General features: G+C 62.9%; 19 protein-coding genes. 6 read left to right on the top strand and 13 right to left on the bottom strand.

Annotation, left to right across the window (positions count from 1 at the left end; translation table 11 throughout):
* Window positions 1-54: 54 nt before the first annotated feature.
* From fmt to rpsF, 9 genes are all read right to left on the bottom strand, one after another.
* A complete protein-coding gene (fmt, locus tag NZ993_06225; protein ID MCS7155389.1) occupies window positions 55-1023 on the bottom strand; it encodes a methionyl-tRNA formyltransferase in 969 nt (322 codons plus the stop codon).
* Window positions 1023-1616, bottom strand: a complete 594-nt coding sequence (def, locus tag NZ993_06220) for a peptide deformylase (GenBank protein ID MCS7155388.1) — start codon at window positions 1614-1616, stop codon at window positions 1023-1025. The genes fmt and def overlap by 1 nt, the downstream gene beginning before the upstream one ends.
* Before the next feature lie 25 nt (window positions 1617-1641).
* A complete protein-coding gene (locus NZ993_06215) occupies window positions 1642-2745 on the bottom strand; it encodes a 2-oxoacid:ferredoxin oxidoreductase subunit beta (GenBank protein MCS7155387.1) in 1104 nt (367 codons plus the stop codon).
* Window positions 2738-4624, bottom strand: coding sequence for a 2-oxoacid:acceptor oxidoreductase subunit alpha (locus tag NZ993_06210; GenBank protein ID MCS7155386.1), 1887 nt, complete (start codon window positions 4622-4624; stop codon window positions 2738-2740). Before NZ993_06210 ends, NZ993_06215 begins: the two co-directional genes overlap by 8 nt.
* A gap of 45 nt (window positions 4625-4669) precedes the next feature.
* Window positions 4670-7153 (bottom strand): protein-disulfide reductase DsbD family protein, encoded by a 2484-nt coding sequence (locus NZ993_06205; protein ID MCS7155385.1) that lies wholly within the window; start codon window positions 7151-7153, stop codon window positions 4670-4672.
* Window positions 7154-7217: 64 nt separating this feature from the next.
* Entirely contained in the window at window positions 7218-7685 is a 468-nt protein-coding gene (gene rplI, locus NZ993_06200; protein ID MCS7155384.1) for a 50S ribosomal protein L9, read from the bottom strand.
* Between the two features lie 17 nt (window positions 7686-7702).
* Complete coding sequence (rpsR, locus tag NZ993_06195) at window positions 7703-7936, bottom strand: 30S ribosomal protein S18 (GenBank protein MCS7155383.1); 234 nt, start codon at window positions 7934-7936, stop codon at window positions 7703-7705.
* 17 nt (window positions 7937-7953) lie between these two features.
* Complete coding sequence (locus NZ993_06190) at window positions 7954-8442, bottom strand: single-stranded DNA-binding protein (GenBank protein MCS7155382.1); 489 nt, start codon at window positions 8440-8442, stop codon at window positions 7954-7956.
* Window positions 8443-8462: 20 nt separating this feature from the next.
* Window positions 8463-8828: a 30S ribosomal protein S6 gene (gene rpsF, locus NZ993_06185; GenBank protein MCS7155381.1), complete on the bottom strand. Its 366-nt coding sequence runs from the start codon at window positions 8826-8828 to the stop codon at window positions 8463-8465.
* 200 nt (window positions 8829-9028) lie between these two features.
* Between rpsF and NZ993_06180 the strand changes: the two genes are divergently transcribed.
* Genes NZ993_06180 through NZ993_06155 form a run of 6 tightly spaced genes read left to right on the top strand, consistent with a single transcriptional unit; the run spans window position 9029 to window position 15863 of the window.
* A complete protein-coding gene (locus tag NZ993_06180; GenBank protein MCS7155380.1) occupies window positions 9029-10132 on the top strand; it encodes a glycosyltransferase in 1104 nt (367 codons plus the stop codon).
* A gap of 54 nt (window positions 10133-10186) precedes the next feature.
* Window positions 10187-11671: an amidophosphoribosyltransferase gene (gene purF / locus NZ993_06175; GenBank protein ID MCS7155379.1), complete on the top strand. Its 1485-nt coding sequence runs from the start codon at window positions 10187-10189 to the stop codon at window positions 11669-11671.
* Between the two features lie 2 nt (window positions 11672-11673).
* Window positions 11674-12237: a CDP-alcohol phosphatidyltransferase family protein gene (locus NZ993_06170; GenBank protein MCS7155378.1), complete on the top strand. Its 564-nt coding sequence runs from the start codon at window positions 11674-11676 to the stop codon at window positions 12235-12237.
* Window positions 12234-13217, top strand: coding sequence for a signal recognition particle-docking protein FtsY (ftsY, locus tag NZ993_06165; GenBank protein MCS7155377.1), 984 nt, complete (start codon window positions 12234-12236; stop codon window positions 13215-13217). The genes NZ993_06170 and ftsY overlap by 4 nt, the downstream gene beginning before the upstream one ends.
* Before the next feature lie 4 nt (window positions 13218-13221).
* Window positions 13222-14529 (top strand): 30S ribosomal protein S12 methylthiotransferase RimO, encoded by a 1308-nt coding sequence (rimO, locus tag NZ993_06160; protein MCS7155376.1) that lies wholly within the window; start codon window positions 13222-13224, stop codon window positions 14527-14529.
* Between the two features lie 44 nt (window positions 14530-14573).
* Window positions 14574-15863 carry a GWxTD domain-containing protein gene (locus tag NZ993_06155; GenBank protein ID MCS7155375.1) on the top strand — a complete coding sequence of 430 codons (1290 nt, stop codon included), beginning with the start codon at window positions 14574-14576 and terminating at the stop codon, window positions 15861-15863.
* On the opposite strand, the gene NZ993_06150 is transcribed toward NZ993_06155, so the two are convergent.
* Genes NZ993_06150 through NZ993_06135 form a run of 4 tightly spaced genes read right to left on the bottom strand, consistent with a single transcriptional unit; the run spans window position 15774 to window position 19590 of the window.
* Window positions 15774-16385: a hypothetical protein gene (locus NZ993_06150; protein ID MCS7155374.1), complete on the bottom strand. Its 612-nt coding sequence runs from the start codon at window positions 16383-16385 to the stop codon at window positions 15774-15776. The two genes, NZ993_06155 and NZ993_06150, sit on opposite strands and share 90 nt — an antisense overlap.
* A complete protein-coding gene (locus NZ993_06145; protein MCS7155373.1) occupies window positions 16382-16603 on the bottom strand; it encodes a (2Fe-2S)-binding protein in 222 nt (73 codons plus the stop codon). Before NZ993_06145 ends, NZ993_06150 begins: the two co-directional genes overlap by 4 nt.
* A gap of 5 nt (window positions 16604-16608) precedes the next feature.
* A complete protein-coding gene (locus NZ993_06140) occupies window positions 16609-17682 on the bottom strand; it encodes a hypothetical protein (protein MCS7155372.1) in 1074 nt (357 codons plus the stop codon).
* Window positions 17683-17700: 18 nt separating this feature from the next.
* Window positions 17701-19590, bottom strand: a complete 1890-nt coding sequence (locus NZ993_06135) for a TonB-dependent receptor (protein MCS7155371.1) — start codon at window positions 19588-19590, stop codon at window positions 17701-17703.
* Window positions 19591-19612 lie beyond the last annotated feature (22 nt).

Here is a 19612-nt window from a genome sequence, read left to right as displayed (position 1 = left end):
GGCCTCGCTATCCCCAGTGTGGACCGCTTGCCGCTTCACCACAGCGGGACGGGCTCAAAGACCCGTCTTTCCCCATGGTGCGGGCAACTCTTGTACCGCCTTATCCAGAATGGAACCCGGCTTAATCCGATAGCCGCGCAGGAAAGCCTCCGCCGAAAGGCGTTTCCGATTGGGACGTTGCAGTTCCAAAATCTCCACAGCCCCCTCCCCGCAGGCGATGATGAGCCTTCGATCGGCCGCGATCACCTCTCCTGGCCGGCCACTTCCTTGCGCAAGCCGAGAGCGATACAAGGTCAGCTCCACTGCGCCATGGCGCGTCCAGGCCCCGGGGTGAGGAGAAAGCCCCCGGATCCAGTTGTGCACAACCTGGGCCGGCTCATGCCAGGGGACCTGCGCCATCTGACGGTTCACTTTCGGTGCGTAGCTCGCCTCCTCCTGGGGCTGCGGCCGGGGACGCAGGGTGCCGGCCTCCAGGCCCTCGATCGTCTCCAAAACGAGCCGAGCCCCCAGGTGCATGAGCCGCTCCTGCAGCTCACCGGCCGTCTCCTCTGGGCCAATCGGACAGCGCCTCTGCAGCAGAATCGGCCCCGTATCAACGCCCTCTTCAAGCAGAAACGTCGTCACCCCTGTCTCGACCTCCCCGCGCAGAATGGCCCAGTGAACCGGAGCTGGACCCCGGTAGCGAGGCAGTAGGGAGGCGTGCAGGTTAATGCTGCCATAACGGGGAAGGCGAAACACCTCGGGGGGCAGGATGCGAAAACCCACGACCACGGCCAGATCAGGACGCCAGGCCCGTAGGGTGGCCAAGAAGACCGGGTCTTTCAGAGATTCGGGCTCCAGCACGGCTATTCCGGCCTGCAGAGCAACCTGCTTTACGGGCGTAGGCAGCGGCCTCTGGCCCCGGCCTCGAGGCTTATCTGGGCTTGTGACCACGCCTACGAGCTCATGGGCTGAGGCGAGTAAGACTTCCAGCGTGGGAACGGCGAACTCCGGCGTCCCCAGAAATACGATGCGCAAGGCCATCAGCGGACCGCCTCACGAGGCAAAAAAGGGGGAGCTAACAGGTAATCGACCTGCACCTGACCCTGGGCGATCTCGTTTAGACGCCGGCGCAACAGGCGGCGTCGAAAGGCGCTGATGCGGTCGATGAGCAGAATGCCCTCCAGATGGTCGTGCTCGTGCTGAAAGACGCGCGCCCGAAGCCCCGTGATCTCCTCCTCGTGCCAGCGAAAATAACGGTCTTGATAGCGCACCCGGATGGTCTCCGGCCGCCAAATCGGCTCCCGGACCTCTGGTATGCTCAGACACCCCTCCTCATATTCAACCTCTACTTCGGAACTGGCGATAAGCTGCGGGTTGAGCAGCACTTCGGGCCTGCCGGGACGGCGGATCCGGCCACCTTCTTCTTCTTCCTCCTGGGGTTGCGCCAGATCCATTACGAAGAGCCGTAAGCTGTGGCCCACCTGGGGCGCAGCAAGCCCGATGCCGGAGGCCTGGTACATGGTCTCCAGCATATCGTCGATGAGCCGCTGTAGCTCGGGGCTATCCTCTTCTACGGGCCGTGCGGGCGCTCGCAGCACCGGATGTCCATACAGATAAATCGGCAGGATGGCCATCTGGCAACACCTTGTGGACCCGTCTTCAAACGACCGTCCAGGTTTCGCCGGAAAACAGGAGCGCGCGCAGATCGCCCGGACCCTTGGCTTCGATGGTGCGCTCCACCTGTTCGCGGAGGACCTCCTCGAAGGTAGGCCGACGCACGGCGTAGAGAACCCCGAAAGGCCGCGGCAGCTCCAAATGCTTGGGGTCGTCGAACATGCGCGTCAGAATAAACGCGATCGTCTCATCCGTCTCATCATGCACCAACAGATCATCGACGGACCATTGGCCGGTGCTCAGATCGACCACCACAGGCTTAAGGCCGTCGAGCCGGATCCCCTTATCTCGGTTGGCGCCGAAAACCATCGGCTTACCGTGCTCCACGAACAGGGCGGCCTGGGGCTTGGTGTCCTTTTCCGTAAACACGAAAAAGGCCCCGTCGTTGAAGACGTTGCAGTTCTGGTAGATCTCTACAAAAGCCGCACCCCGATGTTCGTAGGCCCGTCGGATGACGCCCACCAGATGATTGGGATCCCGATCCATGCCCCGCGCGATAAAGCTCGCCCCGGCGCCCAGGGCGAAAGCAGCCGGATTCACGGGCCAGTCGGCCGAACCATAGGGGCTTGATTTGGTGATCTTGCCGAACTCCGAGGTCGGGGAAAACTGCCCTTTGGTGAGCCCGTAGATCTGATTGTTGAAAAGCAGAATCTGCACGTCTACGTTGCGGCGCAGGATGTGCAGCATGTGGTTGCCGCCAATCGAAAGCCCATCGCCATCGCCCGTGATGACCCAGACGGCCAGCTCAGGCCGCATCACCTTTAGCCCCGTGGCCACGGCCGTGGCCCGGCCGTGGATGGTGTGCAGGCCGTAGGTGCTCACGTAATAGGGAAAACGGCTTGAGCATCCGATGCCGGATACGAAAACGTGCTCATGTGGCGGGCGGCCGATCTCAGCCAGCGCGCGCTGCACGGCCTTCAGAATGGCGTAATCCCCGCAACCGGGGCACCAGCGCACGTCTTGGTCGCTTTGGAAGTCCTTCCACGTATAGCTCGGGCTCGCCTGCTCCGGTTTAGCAGTCGGCGGGGTGACGGCCTTAGATAAAGCCGGCTTAAAGGAGGGCCGTGTGGCCTTTAGTTCCTCAGCCATGGATGTTCCTTCCTCCTGGGCTTCCGTTGCCCTGTGTGAGCGCCTCTAGCAATTTCGCCTCCAGCTCAGAGGCCGTAAAGGGCAGCCCGCGCACCCGGTTGTAGCCCTCAGCGGGCACTAGATAACGATCCCGGATCAAGCGCACAAGCTGCCCTAGGTTGATTTCGGGCACGATGATGCGCCCGAAGCGCTGCAGAATCTCCCCGAGGTTTTGAGGGAAGGGGTTGAGGTAGCGCAGATGCACCTGGGCGAGCTTATAGCCCCGCTGGCGCAACCGCTCCACAGCCGTTTTGATGGCCCCATATGTGGAGCCCCATCCCAGTACGAGGAGCGACGCATCGGGATCTCCCTCCAGCTCCGCGGGCGGAATGCTCTCGGCGATGCGTTCGATCTTCTCGGCCCGCAACCGGACCATGAAGTCATGGTTGTCCGGGTCGTAGGAGACATTGCCCGTCTCGTGTTGCTTCTCCAGCCCGCCAATCCGGTGCATCAGGCCCGGCGTGCCAGGAAGCGCCCAGGGACGGGCCAGGGTCTTCGGATCTCGCACATACGGCAAAAAGCGGCCGTCTCGGTTGGGCTCCTGGGCGAAGCGCGGGCGCAGATCCGGCAGCTCCTCCGGCTCAGGTATGCGCCATGGCTCGGACCCATTGGCCAGGTAACCGTCGGAGAGATACAACACCGGCGTCATGTACGTGAGCGCGATCCGGCAGGCCTCTAGGACCATCCAGAAGCACTCCCCCGGCGTGGCGGGAGCCACGATGGGGACTGGCGCCTCACCGTTGCGGCCGAACATGGCTTGCAGCAGGTCGGCCTGTTCGGTCTTGGTGGGCATGCCCGTTGAGGGCCCGGCTCGCTGGATATCCAAGACCACAAAGGGCAGCTCCAGCATTACACCTAGCCCAATGGCCTCGGTTTTGAGCGCTAAGCCCGGACCCGAGGTGCCCGTAACGGCTAGCTTACCCCCGTAAGCGGCACCGATTACGGCCGTAACCGCCGCGATTTCGTCTTCGGCTTGGAAGGTGAAGATTCGGAAGTTTTTGTATCGGGCCAGCTCGTGCAGAATGTCCGAGGCCGGTGTGATGGGATAGCTGCCGTAAAAGAGCTCCAATCCCGCCCGGTAGGAGGCGGCTACCAACCCGAGGGCTGTGGCCTGATTGCCCGTGATGTTCCGGTATGTACCCGGAGGAAGTTTGGCGGGGCCTATGCGAAAGCGCGTGGTGAAGGCCTCCACCGTATCCCCATAGTGATAGCCGGCGCGCAAAGCCCGGAGATTGGCCTCCAGCACGTCGGGCTGCTTGGCGAAGCGCTGCTCCAGCCAGCGCACCGTGTGGTCCATAGGCCGATCATAAAGCCACAGCAGCAGCCCGAGGGCGAACATGTTCTTAGAGCGCTCTACGATCTTAAAGGGCAGGTTGAGCTCCTTTAGGGCCTCCTCCGTGAGCCGGGTCACGGGCACGCGGTAGAGCTCGTACTCCGCTAGGCTACCGTCCTCCAGGGGGTTGGACCGGTAGCCGGCCAGCTGCAGATCGCGCTCGGAGAAGGCATCCTCGTTTACGATCAGAATCCCGCCCTTGCGCAACCGAGCTAGATTCGTCTTCAGCGCGGCGGGGTTCATGGCGACGAGAGCGTCGCTTTCGTCTCCGGGCGTCAGGATATCGGAGCTGGCAAACCGAATCTGGAAGGCCGATACGCCGTAGGTCGTGCCGGCTGGGGCGCGGATCTCGGCTGGGAAGTCCGGCAGCGTCGAAAGATCGTTGCCCACCAGAGCGGTGGTAGAGGTAAATTGGCTGCCCGTCAGCTGCATGCCGTCTCCAGAATCCCCGGCGATACGCACCGTGACCTCGGGCAGCTCTACGATGCGAATGTCGCGTTTGCTCATGGTTGTCGGTTCCGCGTTTTACCCAAAGATAAACACAACGGCGAGCTATTCTACGCGGGCGATCCCGCCGTTATCGGATCTGCCCCCCTCGGAGAGCTGACGGGCCAAGTTCAAGCCGCGATCCAAGAAGGCGACGAACTCCTCCACGGAGGCCATCCCGCTGTGCACGGCTAGCACGCGCCGGTCCGCGGTCATCACCACGTATGTGGGCAAGGCCACGGTGCCGGTAAGCTCAAATTGCAGGCGCTGCCATTCCGGGCCGCGCGTGACCTCATCGGTGTAGAGGCGCAACAACACGAAATCGCGCCCCATGCGCTCGGCCACCGGCGCTTTGGGGAACACGTTGGCCTCCATGTCCCGGCAGTTGGTGCACGTATAACCCGTGAAGTCAATAAAGATAGGCTTGCCCGTGCGCCGAGCCTCGGCTATGGCCGATTCGGGCTCATGATGCCACTCGAAGGGATCCAAGTTTGTCCGTTGGCCTGAGCTACCAGCCGGAGACGAGGCGGCTAGTAGGCCCACGTCCGTGCCCTGCCGCGGGGGTAGCCAGGCGTCCAGCCTGCCCAAGGGGGCGCCCAGCAGCCCGGGGATCAGGTACAGGGAGAAGGCGATGGCGCCTACCCCGAAGAGCAAGCGCAGCGGCCCCACATGCGCCAACGGCTCCTCCTGCGGCAGGCGGATCTTGCCCAGCAAGTACAAACCCGTGACCGCAAAAAGAGCGATCCACAGGGCAATGGCTAGCGGCCGGGAGATCAAACCCCATCCCCAGACGAGATCCGCGTTGGAGAGAAACTTGATGGCCGCGGCCAACTCCACAAATCCCAGCACCACCTTGAGCGTGTTCATCCACTGCCCGCTGCGGGGTAGGCGCTGCAGGGCGTGCGGAAAGAGGGCGAAAAGCACAAAGGGGGCCGCAAAGGTGGCGCTAAAGGCGAGCATGCCCAGAATAGGCCAGAACCACTGCCCAAGAGCCGTGGCGGCCAGTAGCGCCCCCACAAAAGGCACCGTGCAGCTAAAGGAGACCAGCGTAAGCGTAAGGCCCATAAACCAGATGCCGATCCAGTCCGTGCGCGTCGAGCCCAGGCGGTTGACAGCGTTTAGCAGTCGGACCGGAACGCGGAACTCATACAGGCCTAGCAGGCTCAGCCCAAAGGCGACGAAGACAAGCCCGATGAACAGGTTCACCCACGGGTTTGCGGCCACGCGCGCCGCACCGGCCGCCCCGAGCAAAAGAGCCATGAGCACCCCCAGCCCCGTAAAGGTGGCCACGATCGCAAGCCCATAATGCAAGGCCATGGCCACAGACCGGCTGCGATGACCCCCACTCTGCTTGGAGAAGAAGCTCACCGTAAGCGGGATCATGGGGAACACGCAGGGCGTAAGCAGCGCGGCCAGCCCGGCTAGAACAGCTAGCCATAGGAAAGCCCAAAAGCCCGCTCCCAGCGGGCCATCCGGGACGATCTGGGGGGACGCAACGGAGGCGCCGGCGGAAACGACCTGCTTAAGCGGTGGCACCACGCGAAACACAACGGGCACGGTTGTCTGCGCCGGAGGCAGGCACATCCGGTCGTTGCAGACCATAAAGCGCAGCCCCAGGGTGAGCGTCTGCTCCCCGGCCGTGAGATCGTTTGGAATCCGCACACGCCCCCACAGTTCGGCGCGATCCGAAAAAAGACGAACGCGCGCCTGGAAGTTAGAATCGTATGCCTCCACAGCCCCCTGCTCCTGCCAAGTTCCCAGGAGCGCGTAAGAGGCGGGCAGGGTAATTTCAAGCGGAAGCCCCGCCCCCCGGGGGCTACTTGCCGCGTACAGGCGCCAGCCCGGTTCGATGGTGGCCCGCAAGCGCAACCGGACCTCTTGTCCCGGAAGGACCGAGTCAGACTCCAACTGAGCGCTCCAGCGCACCTTGGCCAGGGATCCGTAGAGGGGTTGGGCCTCCTCCTCTGCAATCGGCGCCGTAACCTGCGTACCGGCTAAAGTGCGCGCATCCAGGACCGGTTCCTTTTGCACCGGCCGCACCGCAAGTGGGGCCTCTAGCGTCTCGGTGGTAGGCGGCAAGCACTGCCGATCGCTACAGACCATGTAGCGCACGCGCACGCGCAGCGTGTAGACTCCCGCCTTCAGGTCCGCGCGCACCCGAAGCGGAATGCGAAAGGCGACCGTGCCGGTATGCCAGCCCACCTCCATCTTGAAATTCGGATCGTAGACCCGTTTCGGAGGCGGTTCCTCTACAGGTCCGGCGGGCTCCAGGCCTCCCCCTTCCACAGTAAAGCTAGTGGGCACTGGCCCCCCAGGGGGTAGCTGAGTGCTGTACAGATGCCAGGGCGCCGAGACACGAGCCGTGGCTATGGCCTGCAGCGCTTGGCCCGGTTGGGCCTGCGCAGGCTCCAAGCGCAGACTCCACTGCACCGGGCTCGTAAAACCAGGGCGGGACTGAGCCCAGAGCGTGGGGAGCAACCCCATACAAAACAGGGATGCCGCGCTCCATGCGCGCACCCCCATGCGGTATCGCGTGCCCGCGCGATTCATGGCGCCCCCATCCTGCCGCTTTTGTCGACAGGTAAACGCCGGGCAGGGGGTTTGGTTTCAGAGACTAGGAGGCCTCCTCCTCAGCCCGCACCACCCACACGGTGACCGTGGCCGTGATATCCTGATAAAGCCGAATGACGGCCTGATACTGCCCCAGAGCGCGAATGTCGTCCGGCAGCTCGATCTTGCGCCGATCGATTTGAAAGCCCCTTTCGGCCAAAGCTTCGGCCACTTGTTGATTGGTAACGGTGCCGAAGATGCGATTCTCCTCCCCCACCTTGGCCGGGATCGTGACGGCCACTTCGGCCAGCCGAGCGGCTAGCTCCAAAGCCTCCTGGCGGCTACGCGCCTCGCGCCGGAGCTGCCGCTGCCGAATCTGTTCGGCCCGCCTCAGGTTGCCCGGCGTAGCCACTAGCGCTAAGCCTCGCGGAATGAGGTAATTGCGCCCGTAGCCACCTCGAACCTCCACGACGTCCCCGGCCCGACCCAGCTTCTCGACGTCCTGCGTTAGGATCACACGCATCATGCCCATGTGCTTCGGCCTCCCCCTTATTTGATCACCTCTGCTACGAAGGGCAGGAGCGCCACGTGCCGGGCGCGCTTGATCGCGCGCGTCAGCTGGCGCTGATGCAGGGCGCAAGTGCCTGTGATCCGACGTGGGATGATCTTACCCTGCTCGTTGATAAAGCGCTGCAATAGCCGCACATCGCGGTAGTCGATGTATTCCAGTCCCGTCTCACAGAACTTGCAGGTGCGAATGCGCTTAGGTTTGCGGGTTGCCATCACCCCTTCCCCTTCCCCTATGCGTTGCCGTTGTCCAGGTTTTCCTCACCGCGGAGCAAGCGAGCTTCCTCCTCGGACAAAAACCGCTCCTCGAAGGAGGCCTCCTCGTGCGCCTCATCGAGGCTGAGCGCGGGAGCGGCTGCGCGCCCGTTTGGGGAGCGAAGTTTATTCAAGAACTGAATGCGATGCGCCTTGATCTCCACGATCGTGCGCAGGGAACCATCCTCCATGCGCAATGTGCGGCTCTGCAGCTCTCCATCGACCAGTACCGCGCTGCCCTTGCGCAGGTTGTTGCGACAATCGTCGGCTAACCGATTCCAGGCCACCACGCCGACATAGCAGACATCCTCCTGCCATTGACCCTGGGCGTCCCGATAGCGGCGGTTGGAGGCGATATAAAAGTTCACCACGGGCGTCCCATTGCTCGTGGTCCGATAAATAGGATCCTTGGTTAGGTTGCCCGCAATCAAGACCGTGTTGATTTCGGGCATCTTCAGGTCGGCCATACCCTATCCTCCTAAACGATTTAAGCCGCGGTGCTGCCGGACTCGGCCTGCTTCTGGGCCTTGGCTTTTTCTCGGTGCCGCAAGGCCTTGGCGTCCAGCTTCATGAGCAGAAACCGCATGACGTTGTCGGTCAGCAGGAACTGCCGCTCTAGTTTGGGCACCAGCGTGCTGGGGGCCTTGAAGAAGAAGTTCACGTAAAATCCGCTGCGTTTCTTCTGAATCGGATAAGCCAGCCGCCGAACCCCCCATTCATCCCATTCCTCGATCTCGGCGCCGTTTTCCAGAAGAAAAACCCGGATTCTGTCGATTTCCTCCCGAAGAGGCTTCTCCTCAAGCATGGGATTGAGAATGAAAAGACCTTCGTAAGTGAAGACGCGCGCTGTCATGGTAAATCCCCTTTGGTTGTGTTGGGCGAGATCCCAAACAGCCCTTCCCAGTCCAGGAAGAGCAGGGCGTAGGTATGCAGTGCGCGCAAAGATACGGCTCAAGCGCCCGAAGCACAACGGGGCGCACATACTTGCACGGTGCGGGGGAGCGTTTTAGTTTAGTTTGCGAAGCCGTCTGTCGCACCGAGGAAGGAGCGCCTATGGAGGCGGGCCTGATCGCGATGGCCCTCCTGTACGCTTTTGCCCTGGCCGTGCTGGGCATAGGGCTGCACCGCATACCCCGATCCGGCCGCTGCAATGGAGCAGAGCTGCCCACCGTGTCGGTGCTTGTGGCGGCGCGCAACGAGGAACGGCGCCTTGGCCCCTTGCTGCGCTCTATCGTGCGGCTGGATTACCCTACGGAGCGCTTGGACATATGGCTGATTGACGACCGCTCCACGGATCGAACCCCAGAGCTATGCCAGGAATTAGCTCGCCGTCATGGGCATGTGCATTATCTTCGGATCACCGAGATCTGGGCCGGACTAAAGGGGAAGGTCAACGCCTTGGCCCAGGCCGCTCATCGGGCCCGAGGCGAATGGCTGTTCTTTACGGACGCCGACTGCGAAGTGCCTCCTAACTGGATTCGGGGGGCGCTCAGCCACGTCCGAGAAAGAACGGGCTTGTTATGTGGCCTAACCGTGATCGCCCCGGAAACTGCGGTAGGACGCTTGGAACGCGTCGTCTGGGCCTTCCTGGCTCCCTTCACGGCCGGCCTAGCAGGCTGGGGGTTTCGCTTCACCGCCCTCGGCAACAACCTGGCTGTGCGACGCACGGCCTACTGGGAAACGGGCGGGTATGAACGCATCCCGTTTAGCGTGACCGAGGATTATGCGCTTTTGCGCGCGGTGCGCGACCGGGGCTGGGAGATCGCCTGGTTCGTGGATCCGGAGACCACCGTATCGGCCCGTCCCGTTGAGTCCCTGCGAGCCCTGCTCGATCAGCTCCGACGCTGGCAAAAAGGAGGCCTAGAGGCCCCCCGGCCGGAGCGCATGCGCTTGTTGCTGGTGCTGGCCTTGGGCTGGATGTTGCATCTGGGGCTGGTTGTGGGTTGGTTTTGGAGCCCCTCGGCGACCACCGTGGCCTGGGGCCTGAAACTTGGGGCCGACGCGCAGCTGCTCTGGCAGCTGCGGCGACGGCTGCGGCTGCGGAGGGTGATGCGCTATTTGCCCCTGCTAGAGCTCTTTATGCTTCCCACCCTACTCCTGTTGCCCTTCAGTTGGCTCATCTCCAAACGGGTGCACTGGAAAGGGCAGCGCTTTTAAACTTTCCCTTCACACCCTGTATCTTTGTTTAGACCGGCTTTGGGCGCAAAGCGCATGGACCGCCCCCAAGAACACTGCGGCATCTTTGGTGTTTTTCACCATCCCGACGCGGCCCGCTTGACTTACTACGGGCTGCACGCTCTGCAGCACCGGGGTCAGGAGTCAGCCGGCATCGTAACGCTGGCCTACGACGAACGAAAAGGCCGTAAGGTCCTGCTCCAGCACAAGGGCCTAGGCCTGGTTACGGACGTCTTCCCAAGCCCGGAGCTTTTCGAGACCGTCCTGCACGGCGATGTGGCTATCGGCCATAACCGTTACTCCACTGCGGGGGCTTCGGCCAATCCGGCCAACGTACAACCTTTCGCCGTGCACTATCGAAACGGCAACCTGGCTTTGGCGCACAACGGCAACCTCTCGAACGCCCGGCAGCTGCGCCAACGGCTCACCCAAGAGGGGGTGCTTTTCATGAGCACCTCAGACTCCGAGCTCATCCTGCATCTGATCGCCCGCAGCCCTCAAGCGAGCACGCTTGAGCAGGTCCTGGATGCGCTGCGGCGGGTGCAAGGCGCCTACTCTTTGCTCATCCTGACGGACGAAGCCCTGCTGGCCGTGCGCGATCCGCATGGGTTCCGACCCTTGGTCTTGGGCCGCATCGGAGAAGGCTACTGCGTGGCAAGCGAAACGTGCGCCTTTGATCTGATCGGGGCCGAGTTCATTCGGGACATCGAGCCGGGCGAAGTGCTTGTGATCGATCGAGAGGCCTGTCGCACGGGCAAACTTCGAAGCTACAGCCTGCGGACCGAACCGGATGAGCCGATCGCGCAGTGTATCTTTGAGTTCATCTACTTCGCGCGCCCCGACAGTCGGATCTTCGGCGAACAGGTCGACAAGGTGCGTCGGCGCCTGGGCAAGGCCCTGGCGCACGAACACCCTGTGCCCCGCGTACCCCCCGGCGAACGGGTGCCGCTCGTGATCAGCGTGCCGGACTCCTCAAACACGGCCACGATCGGCTACGCCTCCGAATGCAACAAGCTGGGCTATCCCTGTAAGCTCGACATCGGGCTCATCCGCAACCATTACGTGGGGCGCACCTTCATCCAGCCGGGTCAGGGGGCGCGAGAGCTTAAGGTGAAGCTCAAGTTCAACCCGGTCCGCGGCTTGCTCAAAGACCGCATCGTGGTCCTGGTGGACGACTCCATCGTGCGGGGTACCACGTCGCGCTATCTGGTGCAGATGATCCGCGAGGCCGGGGCCCGAGAGGTGCACTTTCGCGTAAGTTCCCCTCCGATCATCGCCCCTTGCTTTTACGGTATGGATTTTCCGAGCTGGCAAGAGCTCGTGGCCAACCGCTGCGACCGGGACGTGGAGCGCATCCGGGAGTTTTTGGAGGTCGATAGCCTCGGATACCTGTCTGTGGAGGGCTTGATGCGCGCCGTGCGCTCGGCCACGAACGGCCCAGATGGCTTCTGCAACGCCTGCTTTACGGAGCGCTATCCGGTTCCGATCGAGCTGGGCGTCCTGAAAGAGGAAAACGACTAGCCATGCCCTTGGGCCGGTTTTGGACCCCTTCGAACGCGCTCAGCCTGCTTCGGCTCATCTTGGCCCTCCCGATCGGGATCGCGCTCTGGCATCGGGCGCCCGTGATCGGAACGGTTACCCTCATGCTGGCCGCGGCCGTAACAGACGCCTTCGACGGGCATCTGGCGCGGCGCCGGGGGGAGACCACAGAATGGGGCAAGATCTTAGATCCCTTGGCCGACAAGGTCTGCATAGGGGTTGCGGCCGTGATCTTAACCTGGCAGGGGCATCTACCCATCTGGTTTGCGACCGTGATCTTGGGCCGGGATGTGCTTATTGTGCTGGGGGCATTGGGCCTACGGGGCCGCCTGGGGCGCATACCGAGTTCCGAACTGCCGGGCAAAATCGCGGCTGCGGCCGCAGCCGGCGTGCTCATCTTAGCCACCCTAGAAACGGAACCCTCCTGGGCCCACTTGCACCTTAGCAAGACCCTCCTTCCCTTCGTGGCCCTCCTACTCGGGGCAGCGTTTCTGGACTATTTGCGTCGAGCCTGGACCCTCCTGAAACACGGCATTACGGCAGGATGAAGTGGTTTCGTCGTCATCTACCTGAGAGCACCTCGCCCTCAGAGCTTCATAGCGGGCTGGAGAAAACGCGGCTTAACCTCTGGGCCCGCGTCGAGCGGCTGCTGCGCAGCCGGGACCGCGTCGATGAGGCGGTGCTCGATGAGCTGGAGGAGACGCTCATCGAAAGCGACGTGGGCGTTGCGACCACGCTTGCGCTTATCGATCGACTGCAGGCGCGTGCGCGGCGTGACCGCTACGCAAGCCCAGAGGAGCTCTGGCGCCTTCTGCGCGAGGAGACCCTGGCCCTGCTCGGGGCCGAGGGACAGCAAGCGGCGCCTCGGCGCTTCGAGGAACCGCTTCCTCACCGGCCGTACGTGATCATGGTCGTTGGGGTCAACGGCGTGGGCAAGACGACCACCATCGGCAAGCTGGCCTGGGCGTATCGCAAGGCCGGACGGTCCGTGCTCTTGGGGGCGGCCGATACATTCCGAGCGGCCGCCATAGAGCAGTTGGAGGTTTGGGCCCAACGGGCCGGCGTGCCGGTCATCAAACACCATCCCGGCGCCGATCCCGGTGCTGTGGCCTTTGATGCGGTCTCCGCCGCTCGGGCCCGCGGCGCGGAGGTGGCCATCATCGATACGGCCGGCCGCCTGCACACAAAAGGTGGACTCATGGAGGAGCTGGCCAAGGTCCGGCGCGCCATGGCCAAGGCCCTTCCCACGGCCCCCAATGAGGTGCTGCTCGTATTGGACGCCACCACGGGGCAGAACGGGCTCCGGCAGGCCGAGGAGTTCGCGCGCGCCGTACAGGTCACAGGACTGGTATTGACCAAACTTGACGGCACCGCTAAGGGCGGCGTGGTGCTGGGCATCGCACACAGCTTCGGCATACCGGTCCGGTACCTAGGCGTAGGGGAGCGACTCGATGACCTGCTGGTCTTCGATCCCCAGGCCTTTGTGGAGGCGCTGTTCGCAGACCTATCCCTAAGAAGCGCTCAGTAAGAAAATGCACACGAAACGCTTCCGCCCTCCCACGGTGAGCGTCGTCAGCTTAGGATGCGCCAAAAACCTTGTGGACTCGGAGGTGTTGCTCGGCCAGCTGGCCGGAAACCAATACCGCATCAGCTCTGATCCGGAGCGGGCCGACGTCTTAATCATCAACACCTGCGGCTTTATCGAGGCGGCCAAGACCGAGTCCATTCAGGCCATCCTGGAGGCGCTGGAGCTCAAAGCAGCCGGACGGGTGCAGCGCGTCTATGTGGCCGGATGCCTAACGGAGCGCTACCGGCAGGAGCTGCATCAGGAGCTGCCCGAGGTGGACGGCTTTTTCGGCACCTCGGAATTACGGGAACTTCTGGCCGCCCTGGGGGCCGACTACAAAGCGAACCTGCTCGGGGAACGCCTGCTGCTAAGCCCTCCCCACTACGCCTACCTCAAGATCTCCGAGGGCTGCAATCACCCCTGTTCTTTTTGCGCCATCCCCCTTATGCGGGGTCGGCATCGGTCCCGACCTATGGAGGAGATCATCCACGAGGCCCAGCGACTGACGCAGCGGGGCGTGCGGGAGCTTATTTTGATCGCCCAGGATCTTACGTACTACGGACTGGACCTGTACGGCAGACGGCAACTGGCCCCGCTTCTGCGCCGCCTCTCCGAGATCGATGACCTGCAGTGGATCCGGCTCATGTACGCCTATCCGGCCAAGTTCCCGTATGAAGTGCTCGACGTCATGGCCGAGCGGCCTAATATCTGCAAATACCTGGACATCCCCGTCCAACACCTATCCGATCCCGTGCTGGCCTCCATGCGACGCGGCATCACGGGGGCCGAGATCGAGGAGCTTGTGCAAAGCATTCGGGACCGCGTGCCCGGCGTAGCCCTGCGCACCACGCTTATCGTGGGTTATCCCACAGAAACGGAGGACGACTTTGCCCGTCTGCTAGAGGGAATGGCGCGGATTCGCTTCGATCGACTCGGCGTCTTCACGTACTCCCAGGAGGAAAACACAGCCGCCTACGCGCTGGGCGACCCCATAGCGCCAGAAGAGAAAGAGGCGCGCGCCCTTGCGGTCATGAACCTGCAACAGAGGATCAGCCTAGAGCGCAACCAGGCTCTCGTAGGCAAGCGGCTTAAGGTGCTCATCGACCGCATCGAGGGACGCTTTGCGGTCGGCCGAACGGAGTACGACGCGCCTGAGGTGGATAACGAGGTCTACGTGTCCGACCCCAACCTGCGCGTAGGGCATTTTTACTGGGTTGACATTCGCGACGCCGAGGCGTATGATCTTTTTGGAGACGCAGAAGCCCCCGCTTAAGGTGAGGCATGGGCTGCAGGAGCGCACCCTTCCGGAGTTGCCTATTGCTGTGGGCTCTGGCATGTATCGGTCTTGATCTGCCGGCTCGCGCACAAGACGGAGAGCTGGAGGCAGAGACCCTCGTGGTGCGACACACGGACGGCCGCCCCCGGCTGGACGTTTTTTTGCGTCTGTCGTACTCCAAACTAACCTTCTTCCGGCAGGGAACGGGCTTTCAGGCCCGTTACGAGGCCACAGTGGAGCTATACCGGCTTAACGGGCGCGGCCAACCGCAAGGGCTTGCCGAGAGCCGCACCCAGGAGCGGCTGGTTTCGGCCTTCTCGTATGCGCAAACCCAACAAGAAAACGCCTACGATTACCTGCAGCTTGTGCTCTTTCCGGCCCCCGGCCGGTACCTGGTGCAAGCGCGTGTAGAGGACCGCCATACAGGTCGACAGTATGCCCGGCGCGTCGAGGTCTTGGTGCGGGACTTCGGCGCCGAGGCTTTCGCGATGAGCGATCTGCTAATCCTGGATCGCTTCGACGAAGCCCGACAGGTGCTGTATCCCAACGTAGCCAATGAGGTCGGCCAGGACCAGAGCGAATGCCTGCTTTTCTTTGAACTCTACACGCGCTGGCCCCGGCGGGTGCAGGTCTCCTACGAGGTCCATCGGCCTCGGCCGCTCCTTCGACCCACGGTGCGCAGCTTTCTGGGCCGCTCCCCTTCGACCGGCCCCGAAGTGGTCTTTCAGAGCTCGGAGAGCCGCCTTCTTGGCCCGATCCGCAACCAGTTCGTGGTGCGCATTCCCCTGGACGCCCTGAAGCCGGAGCGCTACACGGTTCGCCTGCTCGTGCGGGATGAAGAGGGCCGGGAGCTGGGCCGGGCGGAAAAGACGCTTCGGGTGCGCTGGACCGGTCTTGAGGCCTTCATCGCCGACCTGGACCAGGCCATCGCGCAGTTGGTTTATCTGGCCAAACCGGCTGAGATCCGGGCTATTCAAGAAGCGCCCACGCGCGCTGAGCGCTACGAGCGCTTTCGCGCCTTCTGGAAAAAGCGCGACCCCACGCCGGGCACGGAGCGCAACGAGCTCATGGAGGAATACTACCAGCGCGTCTGGTATGCCAACCGGCAGTTCTCGGGCCTGGAGCCAGGCTGGAAGACCGACCGCGGCATGGTCTTCATCCTCTTCGGAGAGCCGGACGCGATCGATCATCACCCCTTCGCCTACAACGCCAAGCCCTATCAGATTTGGTACTACTACAGCCTAGGACGCCGATTTATCTTCGTCGATCAGAGCGGCTTTGGAGACTATAGGCTCCTGATCCCGATTTGGGATGAGCGAAACCGCATGTAAGGGGCTCGCCTGCAGGGCTGGAACCCGACGCTCCAGCCAGGCCCATCCGCCGAAGAGCAAGGCGACGAAAAACAGATCCCCCGCTATTGTGTTGCCGAAAAACGGAATAGCCGCTACGTAGCAGGCCAGAAGCCCTTCAAGCGTCTTCGGATACCAAGAGCCCAGGGCCCAGACGCCGAAGTTCGTAATCAGGTAAAAAAGCGTCGAAGCCAACAGGGCCGCCCCACCCAGGCGCCAAGGACTGCGCCGCGTGCGCAGCACGGCCCAACCCAGCACGGTGATCAGGGCGAAGCTCCCGTAGACGACGGGCATAAGCATATGCAGGCCTATCAAGAGGTCGCTTACCAACATAGCCAACAAGGGAACGGCGAAGGCCGCGGGCCGCAGCCCCATGTGCGCGCCCGTAAAGAGGGCCATAGCGCCTATGGGGGTGAAATTCGGCGGATGGGGAAGAAGGCGGCTAAAGGCCGCCAGCACGACGAGCAACGCCCAAGCCGCCCAGCGAGTCCCGTTGGGCTTCATGATCTCTCCTCCTGGCTAGGATCCATAACCGGAAAACGGGTTTGGCCGGTCTGTAGCATCCGCACCACATACGGATGGCAGAGCCGGCACCGGTAGCCAAAAGCCACATGCCGCTGCAGCTCCGCAATCGATCGGGCCCCATAAGTTTGGACGATCTGCCAGAGCTCGGCAAACGTGCGATCATGGCAGACGCAACGGTCGACTTCCGGTGCCGGCATGGATGTTACTCCCGCACCACGTCCACCACCACAGCTCCCGGGATGATACCGGCTTGAAAGCTTGTGCGACGCACCCCGGCGGAGGTGTAGACGGCCACCTCACCGGCCTGCACAAAGTCTTTTACGTCCGTAAGATAGAGCTCGTCCCGGACCGGATCGTATCCCACAGCCCCGAAGCGGCCCTGGATGAGGGATGCGTTCTCCAGGGTGTTCGTGCGCGTATTTAGGCGCATCAGCCCAGCCCCGTGCAACACGAAGGCCACTCCGCGGCCCACGGCCACGTCCCCTCCAAAGGCCGCCCCACCCAGCCGGGTGTTGGCCGGAATGCGCTCTAGGATCGCGTCGGTCTGCGGATCAATCACGACAAAGCCCCCATTGGTGCTGTTGGCCGGGTTTTGATAATCGGTGCGGCCGGAGCAAACGACCCAGACCTGACCGTCGTCGTCGACAAAGACGTGGCTAGGTCCGTCAAAGGGCATCTCCAGAGTGCGCACGACCTGGTCTGTGCTCACGTCGATGACGCTGACCGTGCGACTTGCTCCGAAGCCCGAGTTGGCCACGTAGGCCTTGTTGCGGGCCACGGCGATCCCGTTTGGGTTGCGGCCCACGGGGATGGTCTTGATCTCGCGGTTTTGGTTCAGGTCGATCACGGAGACGCTGTTGCCGAACATGTTCGTGACGTAGGCTCGCGTAGGACCAACCTGGACCAGATAGCGGGGGCTAGCGTTGTTGGCGATCGCGATCGTAGCCAGGGCGCGCAGCCCATCCCGCAGGTCGACTACCTCGATCTTGTGCGAGTTGTTGACGACGATATAGCCCTTGTCCTCGATGATGCTCATGCTTTGGGCGATGTCGCCTAGGGGTCGGCCGTTTCGGACCTGAAAGACGTTCTGCTGAACGGAACCGGTTTTCGGATCGTAGACGGTGATCTCGGCGTTGCCGCGCTGAAAGTTGCCCTGATTGAGCACGTATACGCCGCGCGTAACCAGGGTCGCCTCTTGCTCTTTGGGCGCGCATGCAAGCCCAAGAAACAGAAGCGCCGCCCAGAGGGCGAGATAACGGATGCGATCCCGCATCATACCGCGGATCCTCCTGCTTTAGGGTTTTAGGAACCAGCTCAAGGTGAGCCCGAAGGTCAAGCTTCGGCCCGGCATCGGGTAGTAGGGGATCACCTGATAGCCCGCATTGAGCAAGTTTTCTATAGCGAGCCGAGCGTGCAGGGCCGCGGCGCGCCATCGGGCTCGGTAGCCCAGAGTCAGATCCAGTTGGCCGTAACTGGGCAGCCAGCTGGAGTTATCGGCGCTCGTATACCGCCAGCTCGAATACAGCCCGCGTAGCTCCGCTTCCAGCGCGCCCCTGCGCAGGCGCCCCCCGACGCGGGCCAGATGCGGCGGAAGGTAGATGAGGAACTTCCGATACGTTTGATCGGCTGGACCGCTGCGATCCAGCTTGCGCGCCTCCAGGCCCGTATAGGCGGCCCAAAATAGCAAGGAGGTCGAAGGATGCCAGTGGGCCGATACCTCAAGGCCGCCGATCCTTACGTGTCCCTGGTTCTGCGCCCGCCAGCGGCCATCTGGGTCCGGAAGCCAGGTGATGCGCTGCCGGATGTCGTAGCCCGAAAGCGTAAGCTCGGCCTGCAGGGTCTGCCCCTCATAGCGGACCCCCCAATCCAAGCCCCAGCTGCGCTCCGGCTTAAGCTCCGGATTGCCCCCGCCGATCCAGTACAGGTCGTTGAACGTGGGCACGCGATAGCTGTGGCCCAACTGGGCCTTTAGAGCCCAACCGGGAGCTAAGGCTACGTTTAAACCCAGACGGGGGCTTACGACGTCCTGCGCGTCGCTGTAGAGATCGGCTCGCAGGGCGGGATACACCAGCCATCCGGGGCGCGGGCGGATCGCGCCGGAAACGTACAGGGAACCCGCGCGTCGGTCGCCGGACGTCTGCAGGTTGGCGCTCCGCACCCCTTGCTGCCGGTACAAAAGCCCCCAAGCAAAATGAGCCCCCGCTCCCAGCAGGCGGGCTCCCTCATACCAGGCCGTCCATCCCGTGTTGCGATGCCGGGAGGTGATGCCGACATCCGGATCCGTGTACCGGAGCACATCCTCCTGATGCGCCAGAAGCAGCCGATGCTGCAGGCCAGGGTGTTCGTAAAGCAGCTCCCCCCAGCCGTAGGCGAGGTGGTCCCTCTGACGAGCGCGCCCCGTTCCGGCCACAATAGGACCCGGAACGCCCCGATCGCTTCCGGCGGACCAATGGGCTAGCTGCAGCCGCCAGCGGCCCCGGCCGTATCCGGCGCGCATCCACAGACCGGCGCGCTCGTAATCGGCGTTTTGCCGACGGCGCCAGACAGGGGGATAGACGGTGTTATCTTGATAGGGAAAGCGATTCGGATTCTGCACCCCATAGCCGGCCAACTCCCCCCAAAGGCCCCTGTAGCGACCGCCCAGGCGCAGCGCCCCCTCGCGAAGCCCATAACTATTGAGGCGGCTCTGCAGATGCACTTCACCGGAGCCCTCTGGCGGCATAGGCGGCTGCAGGCGCAAGACGCCTCCCAGAGCAGCAGAACCGTATACGGCCGAGCCGGGACCGGCGGCTAGCTCGACGGCCTGCCACAGAAAAGCCGGGAGCAGCTCCAAATCCACGGTCGCATTCTGGCCGTTTCCGAGCGGCAGCCCGTCTAACAAGACGAGCGTATGCGCCCCGTCGGTGCCGCGCCAACCCAACGTAGCCAAGGCGCCCGGCCCATAGGTGCGCACATGAAGCGTCGTATAGGCCCGCAGAAGCTCCCCGACAGAGCCCGTAGGAGCCCAGAGTGAATCCCGCCGCAGCCGCTCCAGCCGACCTGGCGCCGTCTGGGGCTCTACGGGCGTGCGGGTGGCGAGGACCGTGAGCTCCGGAAGCCGAAACCGCAGCGTATCCCGCTCCCAAGCAGATGAGTCCCTAGAAGGCTCCTGAAGAGCAAGCGGGATCAACACGAAAAGCAGCATAAAAAAACCCCGAACCTTAGAA

It is taken from the genome of Bacteroidota bacterium, assembly GCA_025059945.1.
In the GTDB taxonomy this organism is placed as follows: Bacteria; Bacteroidota; Rhodothermia; order JANXDC01; family JANXDC01; genus JANXDC01.
The sequence above is the reverse complement of the archived record's forward strand: the minus strand, read 5'-3'. Positions and strand labels throughout refer to the sequence as shown.

Excerpts from the sequence above, each read along its gene's own strand:
- fmt (MCS7155389.1), bottom strand. The coding sequence starts at position 1,023 with ATGGCCTTGCGCATCGTATTTCTGGGGACGCCGGAGTTCGCCGTTCCC.
- def (MCS7155388.1), bottom strand. The coding sequence starts at position 1,616 with ATGGCCATCCTGCCGATTTATCTGTATGGACATCCGGTGCTGCGAGCG.
- NZ993_06215 (MCS7155387.1), bottom strand. The coding sequence starts at position 2,745 with ATGGCTGAGGAACTAAAGGCCACACGGCCCTCCTTTAAGCCGGCTTTA.
- NZ993_06210 (MCS7155386.1), bottom strand. The coding sequence starts at position 4,624 with ATGAGCAAACGCGACATTCGCATCGTAGAGCTGCCCGAGGTCACGGTG.
- NZ993_06205 (MCS7155385.1), bottom strand. The coding sequence starts at position 7,153 with ATGAATCGCGCGGGCACGCGATACCGCATGGGGGTGCGCGCATGGAGC.
- rplI (MCS7155384.1), bottom strand. The coding sequence starts at position 7,685 with ATGGGCATGATGCGTGTGATCCTAACGCAGGACGTCGAGAAGCTGGGT.
- rpsR (MCS7155383.1), bottom strand. The coding sequence starts at position 7,936 with ATGGCAACCCGCAAACCTAAGCGCATTCGCACCTGCAAGTTCTGTGAG.
- NZ993_06190 (MCS7155382.1), bottom strand. The coding sequence starts at position 8,442 with ATGGCCGACCTGAAGATGCCCGAAATCAACACGGTCTTGATTGCGGGC.
- rpsF (MCS7155381.1), bottom strand. The coding sequence starts at position 8,828 with ATGACAGCGCGCGTCTTCACTTACGAAGGTCTTTTCATTCTCAATCCC.
- NZ993_06180 (MCS7155380.1), top strand. The coding sequence starts at position 9,029 with ATGGAGGCGGGCCTGATCGCGATGGCCCTCCTGTACGCTTTTGCCCTG.
- purF (MCS7155379.1), top strand. The coding sequence starts at position 10,187 with ATGGACCGCCCCCAAGAACACTGCGGCATCTTTGGTGTTTTTCACCAT.
- NZ993_06170 (MCS7155378.1), top strand. The coding sequence starts at position 11,674 with ATGCCCTTGGGCCGGTTTTGGACCCCTTCGAACGCGCTCAGCCTGCTT.
- ftsY (MCS7155377.1), top strand. The coding sequence starts at position 12,234 with ATGAAGTGGTTTCGTCGTCATCTACCTGAGAGCACCTCGCCCTCAGAG.
- rimO (MCS7155376.1), top strand. The coding sequence starts at position 13,222 with ATGCACACGAAACGCTTCCGCCCTCCCACGGTGAGCGTCGTCAGCTTA.
- NZ993_06150 (MCS7155374.1), bottom strand. The coding sequence starts at position 16,385 with ATGAAGCCCAACGGGACTCGCTGGGCGGCTTGGGCGTTGCTCGTCGTG.
- NZ993_06145 (MCS7155373.1), bottom strand. The coding sequence starts at position 16,603 with ATGCCGGCACCGGAAGTCGACCGTTGCGTCTGCCATGATCGCACGTTT.
- NZ993_06140 (MCS7155372.1), bottom strand. The coding sequence starts at position 17,682 with ATGATGCGGGATCGCATCCGTTATCTCGCCCTCTGGGCGGCGCTTCTG.
- NZ993_06135 (MCS7155371.1), bottom strand. The coding sequence starts at position 19,590 with ATGCTGCTTTTCGTGTTGATCCCGCTTGCTCTTCAGGAGCCTTCTAGG.